Origin of the sequence: Nitrospira sp., assembly GCA_024760525.1 — a bacterium.
In the GTDB taxonomy this organism is placed as follows: domain Bacteria; phylum Nitrospirota; class Nitrospiria; order Nitrospirales; family Nitrospiraceae; genus Nitrospira_D.
In genome coordinates this window covers 1,379,696-1,404,306 of the sequence record CP060499.1, presented here as the reverse complement: position 1 = coordinate 1,404,306, position 24,611 = coordinate 1,379,696, and the positions used below count along the sequence as shown (strand labels likewise).

Annotated in this window: 17 protein-coding genes; 2 read left to right on the top strand and 15 right to left on the bottom strand. The window is 55.3% G+C overall.

The window, feature by feature from the left end:
* Positions 1–99 precede the first annotated feature (99 nt).
* Positions 100–948 carry an RNA methyltransferase gene (locus H8K04_06575; GenBank protein UVT17207.1) on the bottom strand — a complete coding sequence of 283 codons (849 nt, stop codon included), beginning with the start codon at positions 946–948 and terminating at the stop codon, positions 100–102.
* Positions 949–1,001: 53 nt separating this feature from the next.
* Positions 1,002–1,343: a hypothetical protein gene (locus H8K04_06570; GenBank protein ID UVT17206.1), complete on the bottom strand. Its 342-nt coding sequence runs from the start codon at positions 1,341–1,343 to the stop codon at positions 1,002–1,004.
* A gap of 162 nt (positions 1,344–1,505) precedes the next feature.
* Here H8K04_06570 and H8K04_06565 point away from each other — a divergent pair, with 162 nt between their 5' ends.
* Entirely contained in the window at positions 1,506–1,967 is a 462-nt protein-coding gene (locus tag H8K04_06565; GenBank protein ID UVT17205.1) for a helix-turn-helix transcriptional regulator, read from the top strand.
* Between the two features lie 35 nt (positions 1,968–2,002).
* Here the strand turns inward: H8K04_06565 and H8K04_06560 are convergent, their stop codons facing one another.
* The 12 genes from H8K04_06560 to H8K04_06505 form a co-directional block, all read right to left on the bottom strand.
* Positions 2,003–10,672, bottom strand: a complete 8,670-nt coding sequence (locus tag H8K04_06560; protein UVT17204.1) for a putative Ig domain-containing protein — start codon at positions 10,670–10,672, stop codon at positions 2,003–2,005.
* Between the two features lie 192 nt (positions 10,673–10,864).
* Positions 10,865–12,043 (bottom strand): WD40 repeat domain-containing protein, encoded by a 1,179-nt coding sequence (locus H8K04_06555; protein UVT17203.1) that lies wholly within the window; start codon positions 12,041–12,043, stop codon positions 10,865–10,867.
* A gap of 10 nt (positions 12,044–12,053) precedes the next feature.
* Positions 12,054–12,323 carry a hypothetical protein gene (locus H8K04_06550; GenBank protein ID UVT17202.1) on the bottom strand — a complete coding sequence of 90 codons (270 nt, stop codon included), beginning with the start codon at positions 12,321–12,323 and terminating at the stop codon, positions 12,054–12,056.
* A gap of 26 nt (positions 12,324–12,349) precedes the next feature.
* Positions 12,350–13,795, bottom strand: coding sequence for a WD40 repeat domain-containing protein (locus H8K04_06545; GenBank protein ID UVT17201.1), 1,446 nt, complete (start codon positions 13,793–13,795; stop codon positions 12,350–12,352).
* A 35-nt stretch (positions 13,796–13,830) separates the two neighbouring features.
* Positions 13,831–15,018 carry a WD40 repeat domain-containing protein gene (locus tag H8K04_06540; GenBank protein UVT17200.1) on the bottom strand — a complete coding sequence of 396 codons (1,188 nt, stop codon included), beginning with the start codon at positions 15,016–15,018 and terminating at the stop codon, positions 13,831–13,833.
* Between the two features lie 88 nt (positions 15,019–15,106).
* Entirely contained in the window at positions 15,107–15,424 is a 318-nt protein-coding gene (locus H8K04_06535; protein UVT17199.1) for a hypothetical protein, read from the bottom strand.
* Positions 15,425–15,793: 369 nt separating this feature from the next.
* Positions 15,794–16,255, bottom strand: a complete 462-nt coding sequence (locus H8K04_06530) for a VOC family protein (protein ID UVT17888.1) — start codon at positions 16,253–16,255, stop codon at positions 15,794–15,796.
* Between the two features lie 116 nt (positions 16,256–16,371).
* Complete coding sequence (locus H8K04_06525; GenBank protein UVT17198.1) at positions 16,372–18,327, bottom strand: hypothetical protein; 1,956 nt, start codon at positions 18,325–18,327, stop codon at positions 16,372–16,374.
* Between the two features lie 101 nt (positions 18,328–18,428).
* Positions 18,429–19,259 (bottom strand): thioredoxin domain-containing protein, encoded by an 831-nt coding sequence (locus H8K04_06520; protein ID UVT17197.1) that lies wholly within the window; start codon positions 19,257–19,259, stop codon positions 18,429–18,431.
* A gap of 432 nt (positions 19,260–19,691) precedes the next feature.
* Positions 19,692–20,171 carry a VOC family protein gene (locus tag H8K04_06515; protein ID UVT17196.1) on the bottom strand — a complete coding sequence of 160 codons (480 nt, stop codon included), beginning with the start codon at positions 20,169–20,171 and terminating at the stop codon, positions 19,692–19,694.
* A gap of 105 nt (positions 20,172–20,276) precedes the next feature.
* On the bottom strand, positions 20,277–20,756 hold the full coding sequence (locus H8K04_06510) for a methylated-DNA--[protein]-cysteine S-methyltransferase (GenBank protein UVT17195.1): 480 nt from the start codon (positions 20,754–20,756) through the stop codon (positions 20,277–20,279).
* Between the two features lie 2 nt (positions 20,757–20,758).
* Entirely contained in the window at positions 20,759–22,201 is a 1,443-nt protein-coding gene (locus H8K04_06505) for a helix-turn-helix domain-containing protein (GenBank protein UVT17194.1), read from the bottom strand.
* Positions 22,202–22,691: 490 nt separating this feature from the next.
* On the opposite strand from H8K04_06505, the gene H8K04_06500 reads away from it, so the two are divergent.
* Positions 22,692–22,931, top strand: a complete 240-nt coding sequence (locus H8K04_06500; protein ID UVT17193.1) for a hypothetical protein — start codon at positions 22,692–22,694, stop codon at positions 22,929–22,931.
* 300 nt (positions 22,932–23,231) lie between these two features.
* Here H8K04_06500 and H8K04_06495 read toward each other — a convergent pair whose 3' ends face one another.
* Positions 23,232–24,461 (bottom strand): alpha/beta fold hydrolase, encoded by a 1,230-nt coding sequence (locus H8K04_06495; GenBank protein UVT17192.1) that lies wholly within the window; start codon positions 24,459–24,461, stop codon positions 23,232–23,234.
* Between the last annotated feature and the right edge of the window lie 150 nt (positions 24,462–24,611).

Below are 24,611 nucleotides of genomic sequence, written 5' to 3'. Positions count from 1 at the left end.
ATAACATTTCCAACTTGAGCCCGTAATATCTGAGACTTTCACCCATAACATTTGAGACATCAACACATAGTAGGCTGAATTCGGTTTATTTTCAAATATCTACACCAACCGTTGCGGTTTCTCGGATGTGAGCTTCGAGTCGAGCGGTAACCCACTGAAGTAGAACGCCGAGATCGCCGCCGTTGCGGCAACATTCAGCGACTCCACTCCCTGAGCCAGCGGGATAGAAAACGTAACCAGAGAAGCTTTTACCACATCTGGTGCCAGCCCCCCTCCCTCATTTCCGACGGCAATCACGAGACGGCGGGGAATCCTCCGAATCGTCCTGATCGAGACTCTGTCAGCCGAAGGCAAAAGCGCCGAATAGATGTCGCATCCGTTCGAAGAAAATGTCCGAACGTCCTTGATATAAAAAACAGGGAGACTGAGAATCGTGCCGGCCGTGGCACGGACTACTTTGGGGCTCAAGTAATCGGCGGAATCAGCGCTCAACCATACCCCGGACAGATTTAGTGCCGCGGCCGTCCTAATGATCGCTCCCACATTCGCCGGATCTTGTAGGCGATCCGCATACACTCCCAATACTCTTGATTGGGTGAACACCTGTGCTTCGTCCCACCGAGGCTGTTGGATAACAGCCAGCATGCCTTGGGGTACACCAACCTCGGTCAGCTTTTCAAAGATGGCGTCCGGACACACATACTGACGACCAGGGAGCTTGGCGCGCGTTCGCCGGTCTGCGTCAGTTTCTACACGGAGGTAACGCGGAGATACAATCAGACTGCGAATAGATTGTGGGTACCGAGAAATCAGATCGAGGCAAGATTTGACGCCTTCGACGACGAAAGCTCCTTCCCTCGACCTGATTTTCTTGTCCCGAAGGAGTTGCCTGATCAGAGAGCTCTGCGCACGGGTCAGAGCCAGCAGATGCGGCACTGCATCCACCATACCCCTTGACATCACGCTGCGGGAGATATCGTCAAGAAGGATGAGTCAGTCAACTACCGGCGCCTTCGTTCGGAGGCCGCTTCTGCAGCGCGAATACGCTGAGCCCTCGCCTTGGCTCGCTTCAGCGCGGTCAGCTTTCCTCGAGTCCGTGTTTGCTCGAACTGGAGTTGTTCAAGCTGAGACTGTAAGTGGGCCTTCTCTTGCTTGTGAAGACTTGCGCACTCTGCCTTGGAAAGCTGGGTCCAATCTCCACAGTTCCTCGCCCGTTTGATTCGCTCGTCCAACGATTCTCGAAGCTGTCTCGCCCGCATCGTCATCAGAGACTTAAGGGCATCTTGCCGGCGCTGGACCTCTTCCTCCTCAGCCATGATACCGCGAATATCCGTCCCCAACATGGATCTCCACCTCCTTCAACTCCACACATAAATCTCGCGCGCGCATTATACCCGATTTGGCGTCCGATCGAAACGCCTCTTAAGCAATTGACAAATAACGATAATATTGAAACTGGAGACTGATTTATTGAAGCTGGACACGCCATTGTGTATCATCGCGCGATGTCGATCGGACCATGTCTCCAAGCGTGGAGACTCTCGAAAAATTACTCTCTCACCTCGTTATCAGACGCAGCGGGCATTTCTCACGAGCTCCTCGAACAAATCGAATCGGGCCAAATGGATCCGACCATCAGTACACTGCAAGCGCTCGCTGGTGCACTCGGCATCCCTCCATCTTGGCTGTTCGACGACCCTCGGTCCTTTACATGCCTATTCACGGACGCGGACGAGAGTGAGCAACCGGACACTTCGCAGACCGATCCGGTGACCGATCGTATCTTGGCCGGATCGCGCGCAGATCGATCCCTCTATGTCCTCCTGACAACGCTCATTCAATCCGGCGACCCCAAACTTCTACGGGCCGCCGAAATGAGTCTCCGTAGTTTGGTGAAGCAATCTCGGCAGGCAACCGTCCCCTGGCAACAACGCCCCTCAGGACACTTCGAGCCCCCTAGCGACTAGTTCAGCTGCCTGAGCGCTGAACGTCCGGCTTACCTCTACTGCCAACTCGCGGCTAACACGGCCTGGACCTCTTGAGGCCGCTGCTCAATGGCCTGATCCCACGTGAGGCCGGATTGTTGCGTGAGCGCCGCCATGGCCTGAATGAGTTGATCGACCTGCGTGCTCAGCAACGTTTGCCCATTGCCGGCCTGAATCGTCTCAATTCGATTCGTGGTCCCACCATACCAGTTCTCGACGGTCACGTGATCGGACGAGCCATGGATGGCAAGCCTCAGATGGTTGGCTTGGCGACTGATCACCAGATCGAGCGGTTGCACTGCGCTGTCGTAGCACATACTGTCCGCTGACCCACTCGTGTCCTGCACCCGATCCTTGCCCGCACCGCGCCCGACCAGATAGGTGTCGTTGCCCTTGCCGCCCACCAGCGTATCATTCCAGATACCGCCGTCGAGGGTGTCGTGGCCCGTCCCGCCGCTGAGGACGTTCGCTGCGCTGTTCCCCGTAAGCACATTGTTCAAGGTATTACCGATTCCATTGATGGCACCCGTACCGGTCAGCGTGAGATTTTCGAGGTTGCTCCCGAGTGTCCAGGTGATCGAACTTTGGACCGTATCGGTCCCGGCATTGCTGCCTTCGACGACGCAATCTCCGCTGCCGACCACGTAGGTATCGGCGCCGAGGCCACCCACTAGCGTATCGCTGCCCAATCCCCCATCGAGGCGGTCGTTGCCGGCGCCGCCGGTCACGGTATTGTTCCTACTGTTGCCGATCAGCACGTTGTCGAGCGCATTGCCGGTTCCATTGATCGTGGCCGTCGCCGTCAAGGTCAGGTTTTCCACATTCTTCCCGAGAGTGTAGGTGATGCTGCTCTGGACGGTGTCCGTCCCTTCGTTCACGAGCTCGGTCACGACATCCCCGGTCGCATCGACCCAATAGGTATCGTTCCCGGTCCCACCGGTCATGGTGTCGTTGCCCAAGCCGCCATCAAGCAGGTCGTCGCCCGCTTGACCGTGTAAGGTATCGCGGCCAGCCAACCCAAACAGCTGATCGTTCCCCGCCCCGCCGGTGAGCACGTCATGTGCGCTCGTGCCCCTCAACACGAGATTGGGGTTCGTGACCGTCACGTCGAACAGATCGAACGCGCTGAGATTGCCGCTGTCCGTCGCGGTAATCTTGAGGGGCAGCACGCCGACATCGCCAGCCCCCGGCGTGCCGGTAAACGTCCTGGTCGTGGGATTGAACGCAAGCCACCCCGGCAGCGCCGTGCCGTCGGCACACCTGGCCGCATAGGTCAGGGTGTCACCCGCATCGACATCGGCAAATGTGTTGGCCGCCACGCTGAAGGTCATCGCCTCTCCTGCAAGAGCCGCCTGATCCACGATCGGATTCGTCAGGGTCGGCGCATCGTTGACGTTCCAGATCGAGAGCTGAAAATCAGTCGAGGCATGCAGGTGTCCTGCATCCGTCGCCGTGAGCGCGAGCGCGAGCGTCCCCACATCGTCATTCAGCGGCGTGCCGCTGAATGTCAGGGTGGCGGCATTGAAGCTCACCCAGGTCGGCAAAGCACTCCCACTGGCCAGGGTGGCACTGTAGGTCAACGAATCTCCGACATCCTCGTCTGCAAAGATGGAGCCCGGGACCACGAAGGTGAACAACGCGTCTTCCACCGTGGTTTGATCCACCAGCGGCGTGATGACCGTCGGCGCCTCGTTCACATTCTGGATCGTGAGGGTGAATGTATCGGAGGCACTGAGATCGCCGGCGTCTGTTGCCGTGACCATAAGATCCAAGCTCCCCACCTCTGCATCATCGGGTATACCAGTAAATATCCGCGTCACCGAATCAAAGCGCAGCCATGTTGGGAGCGCGGTGCCGTCGCCCAGACTCGCACGGTATGTCAGCGAGTCATGTATATCCGCATCGGCAAAGGTGCTCGCCGGCACTTGCACAGATACGGGCACGCCCTCCAGCACCGTCTGATCCGCCAGCGGCGCGGCCACCGTCGGCGCATGGTTGGCTGGTGTCATGAGAAGGTCGACAAGGGTCGCGGTGGTACCATCGGCAAACTCTAGAGTCTCTACCACTCGTGAACCGTTCATGCCGCTCGGATCGAAGTTGGTCAGCACCAGCTTGTCAGTCCCGCTGGTACCTACCTGAATGGCCAGTGTCCGAGTGAACAGATTCCGGCTAAATGCCAGATCAGTCTGTGTTATACCCGCACCGAAAAGAATACGATTCCCCTCTCCTAGCTCGGGGACATCCTCAATCGTGTCGTACCCATCACCGATGTCATAGCGATAGGTATCATTGCCCTCTCCTCCCACCATGGTGTCTATTCCAATTGCCCCATGAAGCCGGTCATTCCCTAAACCACCCTCCAAGAAGTTATTCCCATCATTGCCGACGAGCACGTTGTCTAACGTATTACCGGTCCCACTGAGATTCGCTGAACCGACTAATCTGAGGTTCTCGACGTTCTCCCCAAGCGTATAGGAAAGACCGCTCCGTACCGTATCCGTGCCTTCATTCGCATTCTCCGTGACTACATCGCCTAGATCATCGATGACATAGGTGTCATGACCTGCTCCACCATTCATCGTATCGGCGCCCAGACCACCATCGAGAACATTGTTCCCCCTATTGCCAACGAGTACATTATTCAATTCATTTCCAGTTCCATTGATGTCTGATCCGCCTGCCAACGTCAGGTTTTCGACATTGGATCCCAGCGTGTAGTTCACTGCACTGAGGACACGGTCGATCCCTTCATTCGATAGTTCCGTGACCACATCGGAAAGGGAATCCACACTGTATGTGTCGTTGCCCAGTCCGCCCACGAGCGTATCGACACCTTGCCCGCCGAATAACGAATCGTCTCCCGACAGACCTACGATACGATCACTCACATTGGTCCCATTGATGATATCGTTTGCGGACGTCCCCGAGAGATCGAAACCCCGTGCAATGAGTTGGTCATAGGACAGGGAGAATCCGTCGGCAAAGCGGAAGCGGTCGATGCTGTGGCTACCCAGGGCATCATTAGGGTTAAACGTTGCGAGATGAACCGCATCCCCAGTCGTACCGACACGAATCATCAGAGACCCCAGACCCAAGCTCAAATCCTCAGGCGTAATACCCGGCCCAAATTGTAGCGTGTTGCCTGCGTCAGGAGCTGCCGTATCCGCGATTGAATCGATGCCATCCCCGAAGTTAAAGACATAGGTGTCATCGCCCGCTCCACCGGCGAGACTATCGTTGCCTGTACCGCCGGTGTGTGTGTCATTGCCCGATGTTCCAGTGAGTACGTCGTTGCCGCTCGTCCCTACCACTTGACCGGGAGTCGCCAGAAGATCGGCGAGTTGAACGGTACTGCCGTCCTGTAACGCGAGAGTCTGAGCCACGATGGAACCATCTGCACCCGATAACGTAAAGTTTTCCAAACGGATGACATCGACTCCACCCGTGCCCACTTCAATCGTCAATCGCTTCGCGGCCCGATCCTGTGTAAAAAGGAGATCCCCCAAGGCAATGCCGGCCCCGAACTGAATACGATTACCAGCACCGGCCCCAGCCGTATCCTGAATCGTATCCGTCCCGTCGCCTCTATTGAACACATACGTGTCCTCAGTCGTGGGGTTCCCTTGCAGAAGATCGTTACCCAACCCGCCGTAAAATTTGGACGGCCCGGTTCCTCCAATGAGCACATCCTCGCCCTTCCAACCGACAAGCACGCTCGCCCCATCCCCGCCCGTGAGGATGTCATTTCCATTCCCCCCAAGGACCGTACTGTTACCGGTGCCCGCACTCACCATACGATCCTCATCTGTAAAGAGCAGCGCATCGGTAAGGTCATTCAAATCAAGAGCCAGCCCGTCATTGAATGCCAAACTCCGAATGCCGAGCCGCCCATCTGCAAACGCACCGAGATCCAATCCCGCACCGGTAGTCCCGACCTTGATGAACAACGGTCCATCGGCGATCTTGAGATCGATATCTGATACAGTGATTCCTTCTCCAAAAAGAATCCTGTTATTCGCCAAGACGGAATTTCCATCTTGATCAAGGACAAATTCTCTATCATCCTCGATCTCGTCGCGACCATCCTCCACGTTGTAGATGTACGTGTCAGCACCGTCCCCTCCGCTCAGGAAGTCGTCTCCGCCTCCTCCAATCAATGTATCATCGCCGACATCACCACTCAGGCTGTCACGCCCCGCAAAACCGAATAGCGTATCGTTGGCAAACGTGCCGAACAATTCACCATCGTCTCCGGCCGTGCCTCGAACCTCCACACCACGCAAAAACAGCTGATCAAACGTCGTGGTCACACCATCCGCAAACTCGAAGAGATCCACCGCTCGAAGTGTCGAGGGATTCAGTGCCTCAAAACTTATGAATTGAAGGGCATCTCCGGCATTTCCAACATGAAGGGTCAAAAGGCCGTTATTGAATTGCCCACTGTGCTCCAACCGTAGTGAGGTCGTGTCGATCCCAGCTCCAAACAGCACTCGATTGACTTCTCCTGGGTGAGCGACATCGTCAATGAGATCGCACCCATCACCGAGATTGAAGACATACGTATCTTGCCCAGACCCGCCGATCAGCACATCATTCCCCCGTGCTCCGGTTATCGTATCGTCCCCAGACCCACCCCGAATGATGTCGACCGCCGTTGTCCCAATCAGGACATCATTGCCGGCCAAACCATCTATTGCCGGCTTCAGAAAATCTGCCAACTGCACATCAAAACCACCGTGGGTTTGCTCAATGCCTCCGGTAAAACTGATCGTCTCCAATACCATCGATCCGGTCGCATGAGTGGGATCAAAGTTGTCCAACACGACTCCATCACCGGCTGTTCCAATCCCAATAAACAGACTCCCGGAACTCTGTGCAAAGGTGAGATCGCTGGGGCGTATGGAGGCCCCCAATTGCAATCGATTTCCTTCCCCGGGCGAGGCCGTGTCATGGATCGTATCCACTCCATTGCCGGCAAGCCCGTCCACATAATAGGTATCGTTACCGGTTCCTCCACTTAGATGGTCATTTCCCGGTCCGAAGCTCGTATCGCCATATCCACCCCAGAGCGTATCGTTGCCGGCACCACCCTGAAGAATATTATTCTGAAAGTTCCCTCGAAGGTCGTTATTCCCAGCATTGCCAGAACCGATAATAGGAGTCGGACCGGAAAATTCCGCATAACTCAGCTGAAGGGCTTCGACATTGTCCGGCAGCGTGTAATCGACAGAACTCCTGATAACATCATGCCCTTCCCCAGGGAGCTCAATCACTTGATCTCCGGGATCCTCCACGTAATACACATCGTTTCCACCGCCACCCGACATGACATCGTTACCCCCAAGTCCATCCAGCGAATCATCCCCGCCCAGACCAATCAATGTGTCGGACAGATCAGACCCTGTGAGTCCGCTTCCACTTGGGTCGGCTACGAGAGGGAACTCGGCAATCTGCGCAATCAACGCATCTCGGTTCCACACCGTCCCATCGGCAAACGACACCTGAAACGACTGAAACGAGCGCTGTCTAAAATTGGCAATGCTGACTTGATCTGTCGTTCCTGCGACATTCAGCAGCAGCGCTCCCTCGGAAGACAGCTGGAGCGTCACATCGGTCGGAGCAATGCCGGAAGCCATTCGGACCGTGTTCAGGTCAGTCCCCGAAGGATCTTGATCAAAGACGGTCACATGTCCATGCCCTCGGTCAAAAAGATACGTGTCGCTCCCGTCCGCCCCATATAAACCGGCATGTCCACCTGCACCGGATAAGGTGTCATTGAGTGGTGAGCCCTGAAGAATGGCATGATCAGCGGTGTCCGACAGCACCACACCCGGAGTGCGGCTCAAAATAGTCGGGGTATCCCATACCGTGCCGTCAAAAAATTGGAGCGATTGGACACCCAGCGAACGGATCGGATCGAAAGGGTCGAAATTGAGGATATGCACCTCATCGCCTTGTGTCCCGTAATTGAGCACGATGCCTTGTTGCGCATCGCGGGTGAATGTCACGGCATCAGACGTGATGTCAGACCCAAATACGAGGGTATTGTCGCCGTCGGGGCTGTCCCAAATCGACGTCACCCCATTTCCCACATCCACCAGATAGGTGTCGCCGCCACCCCACCCAACCAACGTGTGATTCCCTCCACTGCCCGACAACGTGTCGGCAAGTGTAGATCCCTGTAACGTCTGCCCTCCTATACTCTCGGAGAGGATTAAACCGGGCGTTCGGCTTTCGACAGCCGCTTTATTCCAACTTGTTCCATCTGAGAACGTGATTGTGTACGTGCCATCCACAAAATAGCTGCCAATGCCCAAGACGTCATCCGTCCCATTGATGCGCAGCAACAAATCACCATGGCTATTGGTCTGCAAGATGAGATCGTCTTGCCGCACACTCGTGTTCATGGCAAGAATCACGCGGCTGGTCGTCCCACTAAACGTATCGTGATCGTACCCGCGTCCAAACACAACGGTTGAAACAAATGATGAGGGTGACCCAATCAGCGTGTCATTCCCAGCGCCTCCGTCGAACGTGACATTCCCTCCTCCACTCAGCTGATCATCCCCTTCATCACCATAGAGGAGACTGCCGAAGCCTGACGCAGCGAAGAGCGTGTCATTGCCTGCACCGCCATGCAGGGTCGCATGGCTGCTCAAACCACCGCGCAGGATATCGTTGCCGGCATCTCCGAAAAGATCGGCCTCCCCGCCGACACCGCCTTCGATGACGTCATTCCCTCCACCCCCATAAATGAGGTTCCGCCCACCAAACAAATAATGGCTCGTGCCGCCAATCAACTGGTCTGCGCTGTCCCCGCCATAAATTGTGTTGTCGCCCAACCCTCCTTGAACGTAGTTGCCATTGGGCCCACCAATGATCAGATTACTGACAGATCCCTGAACATCGGCATAAAAATTCGCATTGCCTAGAATGACATTGGCAAACGAGATTCCTGTCTGAGGGACGAATCCTTGAAGACTTCCCCAATCAGTGAGGGCCGGTCCGGACCCGGCAACAATCGTGTGATTTCCGACTCCAAAATTCACCAGGAGATTGCCCTCGGCCATCACCACGCCGGTCTGACTCACATCTGTCACAACATTGAATCCTCCACCTACACTGACTGTACTGGTCCCACCTCCAACCCCAATGAGGTTATTCCCCCCACTGGCCACCACGATGTTCTCTGTCCCGAGGGCCTCAATCGCATTATTCCCGCCTCCCGCCACGATGACGTTTTTCCCCAGCCCCCCTTGAATACTGTGATTGCCGTCTCCCACAGTGATTTCCAAATCACCTGAGATGAGAAGCGAATGACCATCGATGAGGGGATCAGGATCGGAACTTTCTCCTCCACCACCTCCGTCTGGATTGGGACCTGGCTCATATCCAGTTCCATCGACCACCCCCCCGTCACTGCCTCCGTCGACCACGTGAGCCTCACCATCTTCACCGATATATACGATGAAGCCTTTATCACTCTTGAAGAGAACGGCTGCACCGGAAGGCAGCATTGCCGGACTGAGGATAGTATTGCCGGTGCCGAGATTTGTTGAGTTAGGCGGAACTGGACCAATAATAGTGTTATTGTTGCCCAAATTGGTCAGCGTCGTATTGGGCCTAAGCACGAGATTATTATTGCTGCCCAGATTGGTAAGGTGGACGCTGCCACCAGGAGCGGTCACAAGAGTCGAGTTGGTCGTGTTGAGCTGAAGGGTCGTGGGAAATGTAGTGGTCTGCACCGTCGAGTTGTTCAGCGCAAGAATATAGCTTCCATCTCCATTGATGTTGGCTTGAGCACCAGGCTGGATCGTCACCATGGAGTTGTTCAGATTATTGGCCGTGAATCCTTGGCCGGACACGCGGAGAGTAGTCCGACCATCGGCGAGAATCTTCATCGTCCCTTCAGACTCCACCTCGCCGGCGAGATTAAAATTTTTCCGAACAATGACGGAGCTCTTGTCCACAGGATTTACTGTCTTAGTGACGGTCGCAATCACATTGTTGTGAGCATCCACCGTGGACGAGGTGAGATTGCCATTGGCCTGAATGGTGGTTGTTTGCACACTCCTGATGAGCCCCCCGGAACCAACATCAGTCGCCACTGCCGTGACGGAGCGGTCAGGATTCACCGTGAAGGAGACTGTGCCATTGCTGGATGCCGCTTGCACAGCCAAGGCGTCGCGAAGAAAGGAAGGGCTAAGTTGAGGGATGACTTGCGATTTGAACGATTGTTGATAGGCGCCGATCAGGTGCTGCAGCGTCGAATCGGACATCAGGCCGAGGGGTCCGAACAGTGCGCCAATGTTTTCCATCACCGACCGGGTATAGGGAACCTCCACTTGGGTCCCCACAGGGACACCTACCAATTTGGCGACATCATTCGGATGAACATAATTGGTAAGCCCGGTGAGGGTAGACGTATTGATTCCTTCGGCAGTAAGGATGGCCCCGATTCCGATGGCTCCGAACGTGACACCCGTAATCGTGACGCCTTCACTTGCCGCTCTAGCAGCAATGTAATCGACCTCCGCCCCACCCAGCGAATGGCCGGTGTAGGTGACATCTCCTCCAAAACGATTCTTAACGAGCTGATGAAACTGTAGCGCGGAATTAAAGGCTTCTGGTTTTTGACCAAGCTTAACCTGCGCAACCGTGCTGACATCGTGAGTAAGAATCTCCATTCCTCTAACCGCCGCGACGGTGTCTCCATGACCATTCTGATATATCGCACCATAAAAACCATCTAATGGGTTGCTGAATGAGTCAACCCGAGTCCAGCCGGCAGGTGCCCCAGAATTGTTGTATACATCCGCGCTCAGGTTCGTTAGCTCCGCTCTTGTAACCATCCGCTCCTCCTCAAAGAGTTACATTCTCTATTTATGTTGTTCCCAAATCTTTACTTCCGACCCGCCTCCGCCAGAAATTAGGTATCTTCGATCTTGGCTGAGAACCATAGAATCTATTAGCCCATCATGGCCTGTCAGAGTCGTCACCAACTCCCCTCCTGCCATGTTCCATATCTTGATCGTCCTGTCTTGACTTGCTGAAACTAGAAAGCGCTCGTTTTCTAGAAACACCAGAGATTGGACCTCACCCACATGCCCGATCAACTCTCTGACTATCGAACCAGTCTCAAGATTCCAAATTCGAATAGGATCACCATTCCGTTTTTTCACCATCTCGTTTGTCTTCTGATCTAAGCTACCTCGTTCTGTTCCAGTGCTCGTTCCAGAAGCTAGGAACTTCCCATCGGAAGTGAAAGCTAACGCCGTAATTGCGCCAGTATGTCCAAGTAATGTCTTCACCACTTCGCCACTGCCTACATCAAGAAGTTGAATTATGTAGTGTTCAAACAACTCACCCTTCTCCCTTTCCCACTGCCCTAACACGAGGATGTTCCCGTGCGGGCTAAAGACAACCGGCCCCTGGAGGTGAGTCGACAGTCGAACGGCCTGTGTCAATCGTCCGGTGGCCGTTTCATAGATACCGATCGCTCCACCTTGGAATCCCACTGCCAGGGACTGACTATCTGGACTGTATTGCAGAGACTCCACCATTCCGACCCCCTTGGGAGCATCACGCGTTACGATGGGCGGCGGCTGGAGCCGTTGGAGAATCGTATCGGTTCCGGCTTGGAAGACAAATACACAGGTATCTGCCAACGTAATCATGCCGCGACCGACGGCGAAGAATCGTCCATCTGGGCTATAGGCCAGGGCTTGCGTGCTACCCTTCAGCCCTTTCAGCACACGGAGCGGAGCACCTGTTCTGACATCCCATACGCTGATCGTCGGACTCAGAATGCCGCCGGCTGAGACCTCCCGTCCGTTCGGGCTCATGGCCACTGTTGTGACTCCCGAGTCATGGTGCAGCCGATGTTTGATGGTCCACGTTGGAGGTTTCGTTTCCTCTGAGGGGCGCTCACCCGCCATGGCAAGATCCCTTTCCCAAATGATGAAAAGTAATGGACTTGCGAGCTCCGCAAGTCCAATCGCCAGCACGGCCGCAGTCACGGCGATCAACATATTGCGAGTAACAATCTGCACTGTCATCCTCATCTTCCTATGAATGACGTACATACCCGCAAAGGCCAAGCTTGACCTGTGCTACTGTCCCGACATCCTGCAGGAGAAGTTCCATCCCCCTAATGGCCGCAACCATCTCGCCTTGGGCATTTCGATATACTGCGCCATAGAAACCGGTATCTGGGTCTGGGAACGCTCTGACTAGTGTCCAATTTGAGTTTTGGGCGATCGTTCTGCCCACATCAACAGACGTGTAATCGGTATAAACTGCTGCACTCGGATCAGCCAGCTCTTTACTTGTCACCATTGGGATCTCCTACTTGATGAATTACCTTAAGGTTTCTGTTTCCAAATACTAATATCTCCGCTATCCCCACCTGACACTAAGGACGTGCCGTCCTGGGTCACGGCAATCGAGTTGATCAGGTCATGATGCGCGGTCAATGTCACAATGTTGTCTGTTCTTTCGAAGTCCCAGATTCTCACAGTCCTGTCGTAGCTTCCCGACACGAGCGTCTGTCCGCGATCAGCAAACGTGACTGACCGAACGGCACCTCTATGCCCCACAAATTCTTTGACAATCTCACCTGTCTCTACGTCCCAAATTCTAATAGGATCCTCATTGCGTCGCTCAACTCCTTGGTTCGTCTTCTTGTCTAACCCGATACGCATTGCTCCGGTGTTTGATCCCGAAGCCAAATATCTACCGTCCGGACTAAATGATAGAGCTAAAACCAAGTCCGAATGCCCCGCTAAACTCTTCATAATGTCACCAGTGCTGGGCCGGAGGAGGTGGATTACATGGGGATGGAACAAATTACTTTCATTTTTATTCCATTGACCCAAAGCGAGTAGCTGACCATTTGGACTATATGCGATGGGTCCTTGCAAAGAAGAGTTCAGCGTCACACTTTGCCTTAAATGTCCGGTCGCGGCCTCGTAGATACCGATCGCTCCTCCTTGGAACCCCACGGCCAGAAACTGGCTATCCGGGCTGTATTGCAGAGACTCCACCATTCCGACCCCCTTTGGAGCATCACGCGTGACGATGGGCGGCGGCTGAAGCCGTTGGAGAATCCTATCGGTTCCGGCTTGGAAGACAAATACACAGGTATCCGCCGACGTAATCATCCCGCGACCAGCGGCAAAGAACCGCCCATCCGCGCTGTAGGCCAAGGCTTGCGTACTCCCCTTCAGTCCTTTCAGAACACGGATTCGAGCACCTGTTTCGACATTCCACACGCTGATTGTCGGACTCAGAATGCCGCCGGCTGAGACTTCCCGTCCGTTCGGGCTCATCGCCACTGTCGTGACCCCCGAATCATGGTGCAGCCGATGTTTGATGGTCCACATTGGAGGTTTCGTCTCCTCTGATGGGCGTTCAGTCGCCATGGCAAGATCCTTTGCAGAAAAAGAAGGGATGAAGGGAATTGGGAATTCGCCGCAGCCAATCGCCAGCACGGCCGCAGTCGTCGTGATCAGCGTATTGCGAGCAATAATCTGCATTGTCGCCCTCACCTTCTTATGAATGATGATACGTTCACAGGCACTCACACGAGGTTTAAGGCCAAGCTTGACCTGTGCAATAACTCCAACGTCGAGGAGAGACTTTTCCATACCTCTCATCGCCGCAAAGAGTTCCCCGTCGGCATTCTGATAGACCGCGCCATAAAATCCCCCATTGCCAGGGAATTCGTTGATACGAGTCCAGCCAGTCGGCGCGCCTGAAGGGTTGTACACGTCATTGCTTAAGTTCGTTAACTCACCAGTGGTAGCCATTAGTCTCTCCCTTATGAATACTTGCCCTTTCACTCTCAATCACGTTGCCAGATCTTGATCTCAGCCCCCCCGCCGGAGGCTAAGTATTTTGAATTCCTGTTTACTGCAACAGACGCTACATAGTCGTCATGACCTGTTAGGGTGGAGATTACTGTTCCTCTTGGCACATCCCATACTTTGATGGTCTTGTCGTAACTACCCGAAACCAAGATTTGGCCATCCTCAATAAATACAAGGGACGTGACGCGCCGACGATGCCCGACCAATTCCTTCACCAGCATGCCCGCCTCAACATCCCAGAGACGAATTGGATCATCATTCTGTTTTCTCACCATATGATTTGTCTTGGGGTCTAAACTTTCTTGTACTTGCCCGGTAGTTGACCCTGAGGCCAGGAGATGGCCTCGCGGATCAAAGGCTAACGCCGTAGTCAGATCAGTGTGGCCCGGAAAGGTTTTGACAACTCCCCCTTCTGCCGAGGTGTCCAGGAGTTGAATTTCCATAGGACTCCAGAAGTGCTCACTCTCTCTCCCCTCCCTTGTTTTCCACTGCCCAAAGGCGAGGTATTTCCCGTCGGGACTATAGGCGAGGGCTCCAAACGATGGCGTATACACGGTCTTCCTCTTGATGAGCTGGCCAGTTGCCACCTCATAGATCCCAATTCCACCTCCGCGAAAAGTCACGGCAAGAAACTGACTGTCTGGGCTATATTGCAGTGACTCCACCATGCCGACGCCCTTTGAGGCAAAGCTGGTGGCAATCGGCGGGGGGACAAGACGTTGCAAGATCGTGCCGGTGCCTGCCTGAAAGAGAAAGACACAAATATCCGCGGAGGTAATCATCCCGCGTCCGACCGCAAATGACTTGCCATCGGGACTATAGGCCAGGACCTGCGTGCTGCCCTTGAGGCCTTTGATATGACGAACTAACCTGCCGGTTTCGACATCCCAGATGCTCACCAACGGGCTCAGAATTCCTCCGGCCGCGACCTCAGTCCCGCTGGGATTCATGGCCACAGTGGTAACGCCTGAGTCATGGTGCAGCCGATGTTTGATGGTCCACGTTGGAGGTTTCGTCTCCTCTGATGGGCGTTCAGTCGCCATGGCAAGATCCTTTGCAGAAATAGAAGGGATGAAGAGACTTGCGAGTTCGACGAGACCAATCGCGAGCATACCCGCAGTCGCGATTACTTGCAGACACCTCGGTACCAGCTGTCGCATCATCCCTGACTCCGCCATCATTCACTCCCAGCCGTTGTCTGGATGCATTTCCATAACTTATCGACTTCGCATTCAGTGCCTCTTGTCCATCCTACGCCTTCGGTTTCTGCGCCGCTCCCAAACTCCCCAGCACCTGTTGAATCTGCTTCCGTAGGCGCGCCAGAGCGCTAACGTCTAGTGCCACGCGGGTGACCAGATGCCCTTCCACACCTTTCGGAGCCGCCAGGCCGTCTTTTGCCGTCTTCGCAATCGCGGCAAGGAAAGCTGGCTCGATGAAGCCGAAATCCAGATAGGCGATGCCCTGCGCGATCCCGACATTGGTGTAGTTGGCTGCTCGTGGGTGGGCCGAAGAATCAGAAGGTTTCAACCGGACGTTTAACGCAATGGTCGTGTCTTTCTGCTCGCTCATCAACGCACACTCCTTGACAGTGGGTGAACAACCTAAAGAATAGCTCTTGTAAGTTTAAACACTCACGTGTCTATTCCTAATCATAAAGTGGCGTGAGTGTAGTTGCGCTCTCAGCTATCTGTCAAGAGTCATCTCCTACAAATCGGCTTCCAGAGCCACTTTAATGGCACTATACGAAAGTGTGGAGAAAGGAACCGTGCGCAGGAGAAAGGTATCTAAGGAGATCTAAGAGGTGCTGATATCGCGTCACGTCCGGCACGATACATAGAGTGGCGTGCATCCAGGTGTATTGCTACACGGAGCCTCACCAAAGGGGGCAGGCCACTGAACCATACTCATGAGCTTGGAATCTGTCTGTAGAGGTCTTCGCTACGCCCCGCCCTGTTGTTTCATGAAGGTTTCTGCCCGTTTGGCCATTTCGTCGAGCGGCACATCCTCGACATGTGTGGCGAAGTGCCAATGATGTCCGAAGGGATCTTCCAAGCTGCCGGAACGGTCACCGTAGAATTTGTCCTCAACCGGGGTGATCACTTTCGCGCCGGCGGCGACGGCTCGTTTCACGAATGCATCCACGTCTTGCACGTACACCATGATGCTGACCGGCGAACCACCGAGCGATTGAGGGCTCTTGCAATTCATGTCCGGGAATTCGTCGGCCAGCATGACGATCGCCGTTCCGATCTTGATCTCCGCATGTCCGACCTTTCCATCCGGAGTCGGGATGCGCATGATTTCCGTGGCTCCGAAGGCCTTCGCATAAAACTCAAGCGCCTGAGCTGCGTCGTTGATGATGAGATACGGCGCCGCGCCTTCATATCCCGTCATTAACATTGTGATGGCAGAAAGCCGCATTGACTCAGTGAATCTAGAATAGAAAGCAGCTTAGTGACCACCGCATGGGAAACCCCATGCGGTGGTGTTTCACTAAGGACAATGTGCAAATCGAGCTATTTGCATTTATAGAACGGCGCGCCTGAACATGCCCCGGACTTACATTTGTGGTCGTTCCCGAATGAGCCGACTGAGCCGCACTTCTCTCCTTCGTCCAGCTTGCGCCGACACTTATTCTCTTTAAAGTCCAAGCCGGCGTCGCAATACTCGCCGGGATCGCAGTCGGGATCCTTCTGGCATACACAGGTCCCTTTGGCACCATCGACGGCACTGCATTTGCCTTGCTTGCAGGCATCGTCGTTGTAGCAGGCGTCGCCCCTGTCGACTGAATTAGGCGTGTAACAATGGCCGAACTTACAATATCCGCTCTTGCATTGATGGCCCCCGCCGGCTATGTCGCACGTCTCATGGTCGTTCTTGAGCGCCATACAACTATTCTTCGTGATGTCCAACCCGGCGTTGCAGTATTTGCCCGGACTACAGTCTGTATCCCCCCGGCACACACACGTGCCCTTCGTTCCGTCCAGGCTGCTGCATTTCCCCTCTTTGCAGGCGTCATTGAGGTAGCATGTTTCACCCATCGGCACCGAGTTCGGGGTGTAGCACCGGGACAGCTTGCAATAGCCGCTCTTGCACTGGTGATCTCCTCCGGCGATATCGCAGGTTTCGTTATCCGCCTTCTTGGCCACACACTGATTCTTGTTGAGATCGATCCCCGCATTGCAGAACTGGCCGGCCGCGCAATCATTGTCGCGATTGCATTCCTGCTGCTTCGTGAGATACCGGGAGACGGCAATGTAATGGTAGATCGTTCGCTTGTCCGTCGTGTCTGCGTCACACATCTGATAGGACACCGTGTCGTACAAACCGGTGAAGCGAGTGTTTTTGCAACTCCTCTTGCCCTCGTCTTCCACAAACCCATATTCATCGTCCAGCCCGAACGCGTGCCCCACTTCGTGCCAGTAACTTTTATCGCTGGTCATCGTTGAAAAGTTGTTGGGCTGAAACACGTTCGATTTGTACATCTGATTGAAGTGCGCACGGAGAAACTTCGTCGCAAAATGAACCGACAGATGATCCCCTTTCTGAAAGAGGTTTCGCGTCGACTGCGGGAAGGAGGCGTCATTGTGGCCTTCGAGGAGCAGCTTCAGCCGAAATACTCCCGGGATGCTCCAATAGGCCTCGCTGGTTCGCACAAAGTTATTCAGAATCCAGCCTTGTGGCGTCACCTTTACTGCCTGGTTCCGAGACGCATCCCACCTCCAAAATAGATCGGTGCCTTTCTTCACACGGCAGCCGGTGAAGGTGTCCCCGCCTTTTTCATACCGATATTCGATTAAGCCCTGACTGATGAACTTATTTTCAGGATCCCGGCGATGTAGCTCTTTGTCATCGTACCTGCCGACATCTCCGGGGAAGTACGTCGATGTCGAACAGAGGGTATTGGAGATAGGTCTGGCATCGGGCTTCAGCCCGAACACCTGCACAGCGTCAGAAGGATTGGCCACCTGCGAAGCCTCGTACAGTTGCTCGGCATGGCTCGGATCGAAATCGACACGGCCATCAACCAGCTCATTGAATAGAGGCTTATAGGGAATGATCATGGTCCACACCCCGTTCTCCTTACTCAGCATATAGACGTACTTGAAACTGAGCAGCGAGCCGATCGGTAGCCCCACAAAATCGTAATGTCCCCGGATCACTTTGGGATCGAGATTGGCGGCCTTCAATACCTCAGTCTTTTCACTGGCGCCAGCCGATCCGGTGAGTTTCAGCACTTCGTCGCCTTTCGTGTCTCGCTGGCGGTTACACTGCAGGATGATTCCGTTCCAGCGCCGGTCTCCGAGGTACGTGTCGTCGGGAAAGAGTTCTTCGTAGAGTTTCTCATCATTCTCAATTCCGGGAGTGACGGGCCGGAACAGTTCCGTCACGTCCTTGCAAAGATCCGCATGTGCGGTCGAGCCCAGCAGGATGACACTCAGGAATAGGATGGATAGGAACGTGATCTTCATTGGCGTGCTCCCTGTCTCATTCAGCGAAGTGGCAACTGGACACCAGGTTGTCAGACAATTCGCCCTCACCAGCCTTATCCACACGGACCTATGACCGGCGCTTACCTGGCCATCGCGTGTGCGTCCGGCAACATTTTCTTAATGATGCGATCGAAATCCTGCTTCGGGTGATTGCCGATCAACGAGACGCCGTTGATGACGAAGGCCGGTGTACCATCGAAACCAAACTGTTCGGCCTCGGCACGATCAGCCGCAATGCGCTGTGTCACCGTGTCGCTTTGCAGATCCCGCTCGAGCCGCGCCTGATCGATCTCAAGGCCCGAAGCAATCTCCTTCAAGACTTCGACACCGCGAGACAAACTCCGCTGTTGCTGAAAAACAATGTCATGAAACCTCCACGCCTGCTCTTCGCTCTGGAGGGCAATGGCTTCGAAATACCTGGCTGCTGGTTCGGCCGTGGCGTGAAAGCTAAGCGGAATATGCTTGTAGACAAGTCGAACCGTGTCCCCATGCGCGGTCAGCACTTCGTGCAGCGTCGAGTAGGCGGCCCGGCAGTAGGGACATTCAAAATCACTGTACTCTACGATGGTGACAGGGGCTTGCCGCGCGCCACGGACCGGGCGATCCTCCGCGATTTGTGGAACTTTGGGATGCGCCAGCTCGGCTCGCCATCGGGCTTCTTCGATCTTTGTCTTGCGCAGTTCGATCCCACGCTCTGTCAGATCCGCGAGCATCACCGGATCTTGCGCTAACGCACGAACGATAATGTCCGGGTGCTTCTGTAGAATTCTTTCGAGGAGATCTTTGAATTCGGTCTCAGACACCTCGGATCGCGATGTCTGAGCCCCTACAGAATCCGAGATGCCGACCAGACTTCCCATTGACACCACCAACCCAACGACCAGACATGCAAAGTTTTGTATTGTTGGCATCGTAAGTCCCTCCTCAATTGATCTGGTAGCCGAAGTCCTTATCGTCGGAGTTTTTGGTGCTTCTTCCGTGAACCCGTCGAATGTCTCACGCGCATCCGCAAAATCCATTCCACTTCGCGGCTAAGTGCTAATCAGCAAGACTGTACATGCATCTGAAGGGTCAACACTTTTCACTGAGAGCAATGCGTACGATCAGAGATACAGCTGTGTATCTACTCGGATACCAGGGAGGATAGTGATCTTACTCACATCGACGCGTCAATCACTGGCAGTCCCAAGGGCAGAAGACAGATCACCCACAATAATTACCAGCGCGCAATGTGCACGAGTGGTAACGAAAATAGATAGGATTGAATAAGAATAAGCCGCGTAATCAAGTATGAGTCAAGAATCGTTGATATCTACAGCTCATGGTCAAGGCGACTGGGGACACTACGCCCCGCCCTGTTGTTTCATGAAGGCCACTGCACGTTTCGCCATTTCGTCGGGCGGCACATCTTCGACATGTGTGGCGAAGTGCCAGTGGTGTCCGAAGGGATCTTCCAAGCTGCCGGAACGGTCACCGTAGAATTTGTCCTCAACCGGGGTGATCACTTTCGCGCCGGCCGCCACGGCTCGTTTCACGAATGCATCCACGTCTTGCACGTACACCATGATGCTCACCGGCGAACCGCCGAGCGAGTGAGGGCTCTTGCAATTCATGTCCGGGAATTCGTCGGCCAACATGACGATCGCCGCCCCGATCTTGATCTCCGCATGTCCGATCTTTCCATCCGGGGTTGGGATGCGCATGATTTCAGTGGCTCCAAAGGCTTTCCCATAAAACTCAAGCGCGCGAACTGCGTCGTGGATGATGAGATACGGCGTCGCGCCTTCATAGCCCACTGGAATTGCGTACACCTTCCCTGCCATGGACGACCTCCTTCGTTGCTAGTTCTGGGTACCACTTCAGCACGTACGCTGATTGACGTCACACCTCCTCACAGCGAGGATGTCTCGCGCACATACACACTTGACCTAGGGCTGCGCTTCCAATGACAGGAGGGCGCGCTTTTTCTCCAAACCGCCAGCGTAACCGGTGAGCGAACCGTTCGAGCCGACAATGCGATGGCAGGGCACGATGATGCTGATTGGATTGCGGCCGGTGGCTGCACCGGCTGCTCGTGCACTCCCGGGGTAACCTGCGCGCTGCGCCAGTTCGGCATACGCGATGGTTTGACCGAACCGGACGCTTGCAATCGCCTTCCACACGGCGCGCTGGAACGGTGTGCCGTGCGGCGCGACTTTGACGGTAAACCGCGCCCGCCTGCCGTCGAAATACTCCGACAGCTCGCGCTTCGCGTGGCATAACGGCGCATGCCGGCCGGCTCGTTTCCACTCCTTGTCGACGCGAGGGTGATACTTCTGTCCGGTGAAATAGACACCTGTCAGCGCGTGGTCATCGGCAACCAGCAACATACGTCCGCGGGGACTCTGATAGTAGTCGTAGTACGGCATGATTACTCCTTGATCAGTGAGTGCCAGAGCTGCATCACGGCATACGCGCGCCATGGCCGCCATGCTTCACCGGCTTCGAGCACGCGGCGAGCATTTTTCTCCTTCAGCGCCTTCATGACGCCGAGATCGGTATGAGGAAATGCATCCGGCCAGGCAAGCGCCCGCATGGCGATGTACTGCGCCGTCCATTCTCCCACGCCGGGCAGCGTGCGCAAACGCTCCAGCGTTTCATCGAGATCTGCGTGAGGCGTCAGGACGAGGCCACCGTCCGCGACCGCACGCGCGAGCGTGATCACCGAGCGTGCGCGCGCCGCCGGCATCCCCAGACGCGCGATGAGGCCGACCGCCGCGTCAGCCACACGCGCTGCGGATGGAAACACCGTAGTCAATGCTTGAAACGGTGTCTCGAGCGGATCCCCGATCGCAGCAGCGAAGCGACTCGCGATGGTCCGTGCCGCGGCAACGGTCACTTGTTGCCCAATAATCGCACGCACCGCGACTTCGAATCCGTCGAATGCACCCAGGACGCGTATACCAGGACGCTGTGCCAACTTTCCCAACACGCCTGCAATCTCTGTCGGATTGCAGGACAGATCCATGAGCGTCTTGATACGCGCAAGCAATGGCGGCAGAACCCGGGCGAGCGATGAAGAGACTGCGACATGGAGTGCCGGTTTCTTCGGTGATGGTCGGATCTCGACCCAACCCACATGGCCGTTCCCCTCCGATGTCACACGGACGGTGCGCCGGTAACAGGGGCCGTCAAGCATCTCAACACCGTCAATGGCCCGTGCACCGAGAAACGCCGTCATTGCCGGCCAATCATAAGGCGGGCGGTAACTGAGTTCGAAGCTCAGGGCATCGGCCACCGGCATTGCCTGACCATTCACGCGCCGGCGCAACTGTCCAGGTTGAAGGCGATATCGCTGTCTGAAGAGTGCGTTGAAGCGCCGCAGGCTCCCAAATCCGCTCGCGAGCGCGACTTCGGTGACCGGCAAACCGGTATCAGTCAGCAAACGCTTGGCGAGAAGCAGACGCTGCGTCTGGGCAAACTCGATGGGCGAAACGCCAAACTCGGCGCCGAATACTCGTCGCAGATGCCGATCGGTGATGCCGAGGCTCGATGCGATACCGACTAATCCGTCAGAGTCGAGCGCACGATCCTCGATCAGGCTCGCCGCGGCCTGTGCCACGCGTGTGGTCGCATCCACGCTCGCATTGCCCGGTGCAAGTTCGGGACGACAGCGCAGACACGGCCGGTAGCCGTCAACCTCGGCTGCAGCGGCGCTCGGATAAAATCGGCAGTTCTCGAGCCTGGGCGGCTTGACCGGACAGATCGGCCGGCAATAGATACGCGTCGATGAGACAGCGATGAAAAATCGTCCGTCGAAGCGCGCATCGCGCGCCAGCAGTGCGCGGTAGCAGGTGACAGCATCGAGCAACATGGGTGTGATTATAGCTGCAGCGGGTGACACCCTGCTCGCCATTTTCGGACATGACGATCCAAGTGGGAAACCTAGAGGAAGGAACGGTAAGGGACGGGCCGTCTGCCGTCACAAACGAGATTCTCCGGCAGACAACTGCTCCCAGACTTCCGGCAACAACGCCACGGCCAAATAATTGAAGCGGGTTCGCCGCAGGAAGGCCGCTGGTGAGAGGCGCGGAGGGGGGTTGTTTTTTCCAGCGCAGGAGTTACAATACGGCCCGTTTATCGAGACCGATTGACTCATCCACCACACTTATATAGAGAGGCATACCGTGAGTCTGCGAACTATTCTACGGCTCGTTGTGGCAATAGGCGTTTATGGTACCGTCGGTCAAGCCTGGGCATATGACACCAGTCCGTACTCCCCAGGCAGCATAGACCCGTGTACTCAAGTGTATTTTTCTGCGTTCACGCCCACTCCATTTTCGGCGGAGAAGAATAATGTAGAGGTGGCGCCGAAATCAGAATTTTCATTTCTTGCATCCAAAACCACCAACTGGCCAAGCATCACCGTGAAGATCAAGGACGAAAAGGTCCCGGTGACGGTCACCACGATCACGAACGGGTACCTGGTCAAGGGCAAACTGCCCGCCACCGTGACAGGCAGCTACATCCGGGTCGAAGTTTTCGCCAAAGGACCCAACGATTGTGACAAAGCCGATGGCTGGCTGTTGAAAGTAGGCAAGTAACTGTGAGCGAGACGATGTGGGCAGGGATCTTCCCCGCCCATGTCGGTACGGCGGTACTAGCCCGATTGGTCCTCAGGGCTCCTCTTCTTCCACGGACTCGATCGACGCTTGCAGCGTCGCTGATGCTGCCACGCCTCCCTTAGAGTTCGCGTGTCGTAAAATAGGATCTCTTTCTTAGTTTGCTCTGCCAAGGAGAAACAGCCCGAACCTTCCGAGACCGGGGTTCGGGCTGCTTTCATCTCATCGGGTCTACATTGCGACCTGCGCGCTCGGAGAAAACGGAAACGAATCCTCCGCTAGTTAGCTTCGCAGCGATCTGAAGCCCACACGTACCTCTTCTGAGAAGAGTTCTGGCTGTTCCCACGCCGCAAAGTGTCCGCCCTTGTCGAGCCTGTTGTAATGGATCAGCTTGGGATAGGCCCGCTCTGCCCAGCTCCGCGGAGCTGGATAGAGTTCGTCGGGGAAGACGCTCACTGCAACCGGGATAGAAACGCCTTTGGCATTGAAATACCCCTGACCCCAATACTCCCAATAGAGACGAGCGCCGGAAAGCGCCGTGTTCGTCAACCAGGTGATCGTGATGTTGTCAAGAATGTCGTCGCGCGTGAGGCCCTCGACTTGTCCTTGAAAGACGCCTGAGATCAGCTCGTAGCTGCGTGCGTCGTGATCAAGAAAATACGCCGCTAGGCCGATGGGTGAATCTGCAATTCCGTATAATGTCTGCGGTCGCAGGCCCATCTGGTACCCGTAGCCGATTCCCTTTTGATAGACGAACTGTACGCGCTCATATGCGACCTTTTCATCGGCCGAGAGACCCGCTGGCGCCGGTGCGCCGGAAAAGGCCGCCCCGTCAATGTCGGCTGGAAAGATACCGGGCATGTTGGTGTGAATGCCGAGCAACTCCGGGGCGGCCTGCACCCCCATCATATCGACGATGACCGCACCCCAATCACCGCCTTGCGCCACAAACTTCGCATACCCAAGACGCTTCATCAGCGTGGTCCAAGCGCGAGCGATTCTGTCGGGACCCCAGCCGGGCGTGGTCGGTTTTCCTGAATACCCATAGCCTGGGATCGACGGAATCACCACGTGAAAGGCATCGGATGTCTTTCCGCCATGTGCGGTGGGATTGGTCAGCGGATCGATGATCTTCATCTGTTCGATGATCGAGCCTGGCCATCCATGCGTCACGATCAGCGGCAGCGCATTGTCGTGTCTTGAACGGACGTGAATGAAATGAATGTCCAGTCCATCGATCTCTGTGATGAATTGCGGCACGGCATTCATCTTTGCCTCAATCTTGCGCCAGTCATATTCTGTCGCCCAATAGCGCGCCAGCGCCTGCATCGTTGCGAGTTGTACGCCTTGCGATGCATCGGTCACTGTCTCTCGTTCGGGCCACTTCGTTGCATTGATTCGTCTGCGCAATTCCGTGAGTTCCGCTTCCGGAACATTCACATGAAAGGAACGAATGGCATTCTTGGCAGGGGTCCGCTCGGTGCCAGATTGTGTGAGAGTGGCTTCTGTCATGATATCCTCCTTGAAGGTTTAAAGGGTTGTTTCCCCGTGATTAGGACACACCTCTCCTTCAGCAATTGGCAGACCACTCACAACTCAATGAGAAATCAAGAGATAGGCGCGCTTGTGGATTTGTGAATTTGGCGAATCCGGCGAATGTGG

Excerpts from the sequence above, each read along its gene's own strand:
- H8K04_06575 (UVT17207.1), bottom strand. The coding sequence starts at position 948 with ATGGTGGATGCAGTGCCGCATCTGCTGGCTCTGACCCGTGCGCAGAGC.
- H8K04_06570 (UVT17206.1), bottom strand. The coding sequence starts at position 1,343 with ATGTTGGGGACGGATATTCGCGGTATCATGGCTGAGGAGGAAGAGGTC.
- H8K04_06565 (UVT17205.1), top strand. The coding sequence starts at position 1,506 with ATGTCGATCGGACCATGTCTCCAAGCGTGGAGACTCTCGAAAAATTAC.
- H8K04_06560 (UVT17204.1), bottom strand. The coding sequence starts at position 10,672 with ATGGAGATTCTTACTCACGATGTCAGCACGGTTGCGCAGGTTAAGCTT.
- H8K04_06555 (UVT17203.1), bottom strand. The coding sequence starts at position 12,043 with ATGACAGTGCAGATTGTTACTCGCAATATGTTGATCGCCGTGACTGCG.
- H8K04_06550 (UVT17202.1), bottom strand. The coding sequence starts at position 12,323 with ATGGTGACAAGTAAAGAGCTGGCTGATCCGAGTGCAGCAGTTTATACC.
- H8K04_06545 (UVT17201.1), bottom strand. The coding sequence starts at position 13,795 with ATGGCTACCACTGGTGAGTTAACGAACTTAAGCAATGACGTGTACAAC.
- H8K04_06540 (UVT17200.1), bottom strand. The coding sequence starts at position 15,018 with ATGATGCGACAGCTGGTACCGAGGTGTCTGCAAGTAATCGCGACTGCG.
- H8K04_06535 (UVT17199.1), bottom strand. The coding sequence starts at position 15,424 with ATGAGCGAGCAGAAAGACACGACCATTGCGTTAAACGTCCGGTTGAAA.
- H8K04_06530 (UVT17888.1), bottom strand. The coding sequence starts at position 16,255 with ATGTTAATGACGGGATATGAAGGCGCGGCGCCGTATCTCATCATCAAC.
- H8K04_06525 (UVT17198.1), bottom strand. The coding sequence starts at position 18,327 with ATGAAGATCACGTTCCTATCCATCCTATTCCTGAGTGTCATCCTGCTG.
- H8K04_06520 (UVT17197.1), bottom strand. The coding sequence starts at position 19,259 with ATGCCAACAATACAAAACTTTGCATGTCTGGTCGTTGGGTTGGTGGTG.
- H8K04_06515 (UVT17196.1), bottom strand. The coding sequence starts at position 20,171 with ATGGCAGGGAAGGTGTACGCAATTCCAGTGGGCTATGAAGGCGCGACG.
- H8K04_06510 (UVT17195.1), bottom strand. The coding sequence starts at position 20,756 with ATGCCGTACTACGACTACTATCAGAGTCCCCGCGGACGTATGTTGCTG.
- H8K04_06505 (UVT17194.1), bottom strand. The coding sequence starts at position 22,201 with ATGTTGCTCGATGCTGTCACCTGCTACCGCGCACTGCTGGCGCGCGAT.
- H8K04_06495 (UVT17192.1), bottom strand. The coding sequence starts at position 24,461 with ATGACAGAAGCCACTCTCACACAATCTGGCACCGAGCGGACCCCTGCC.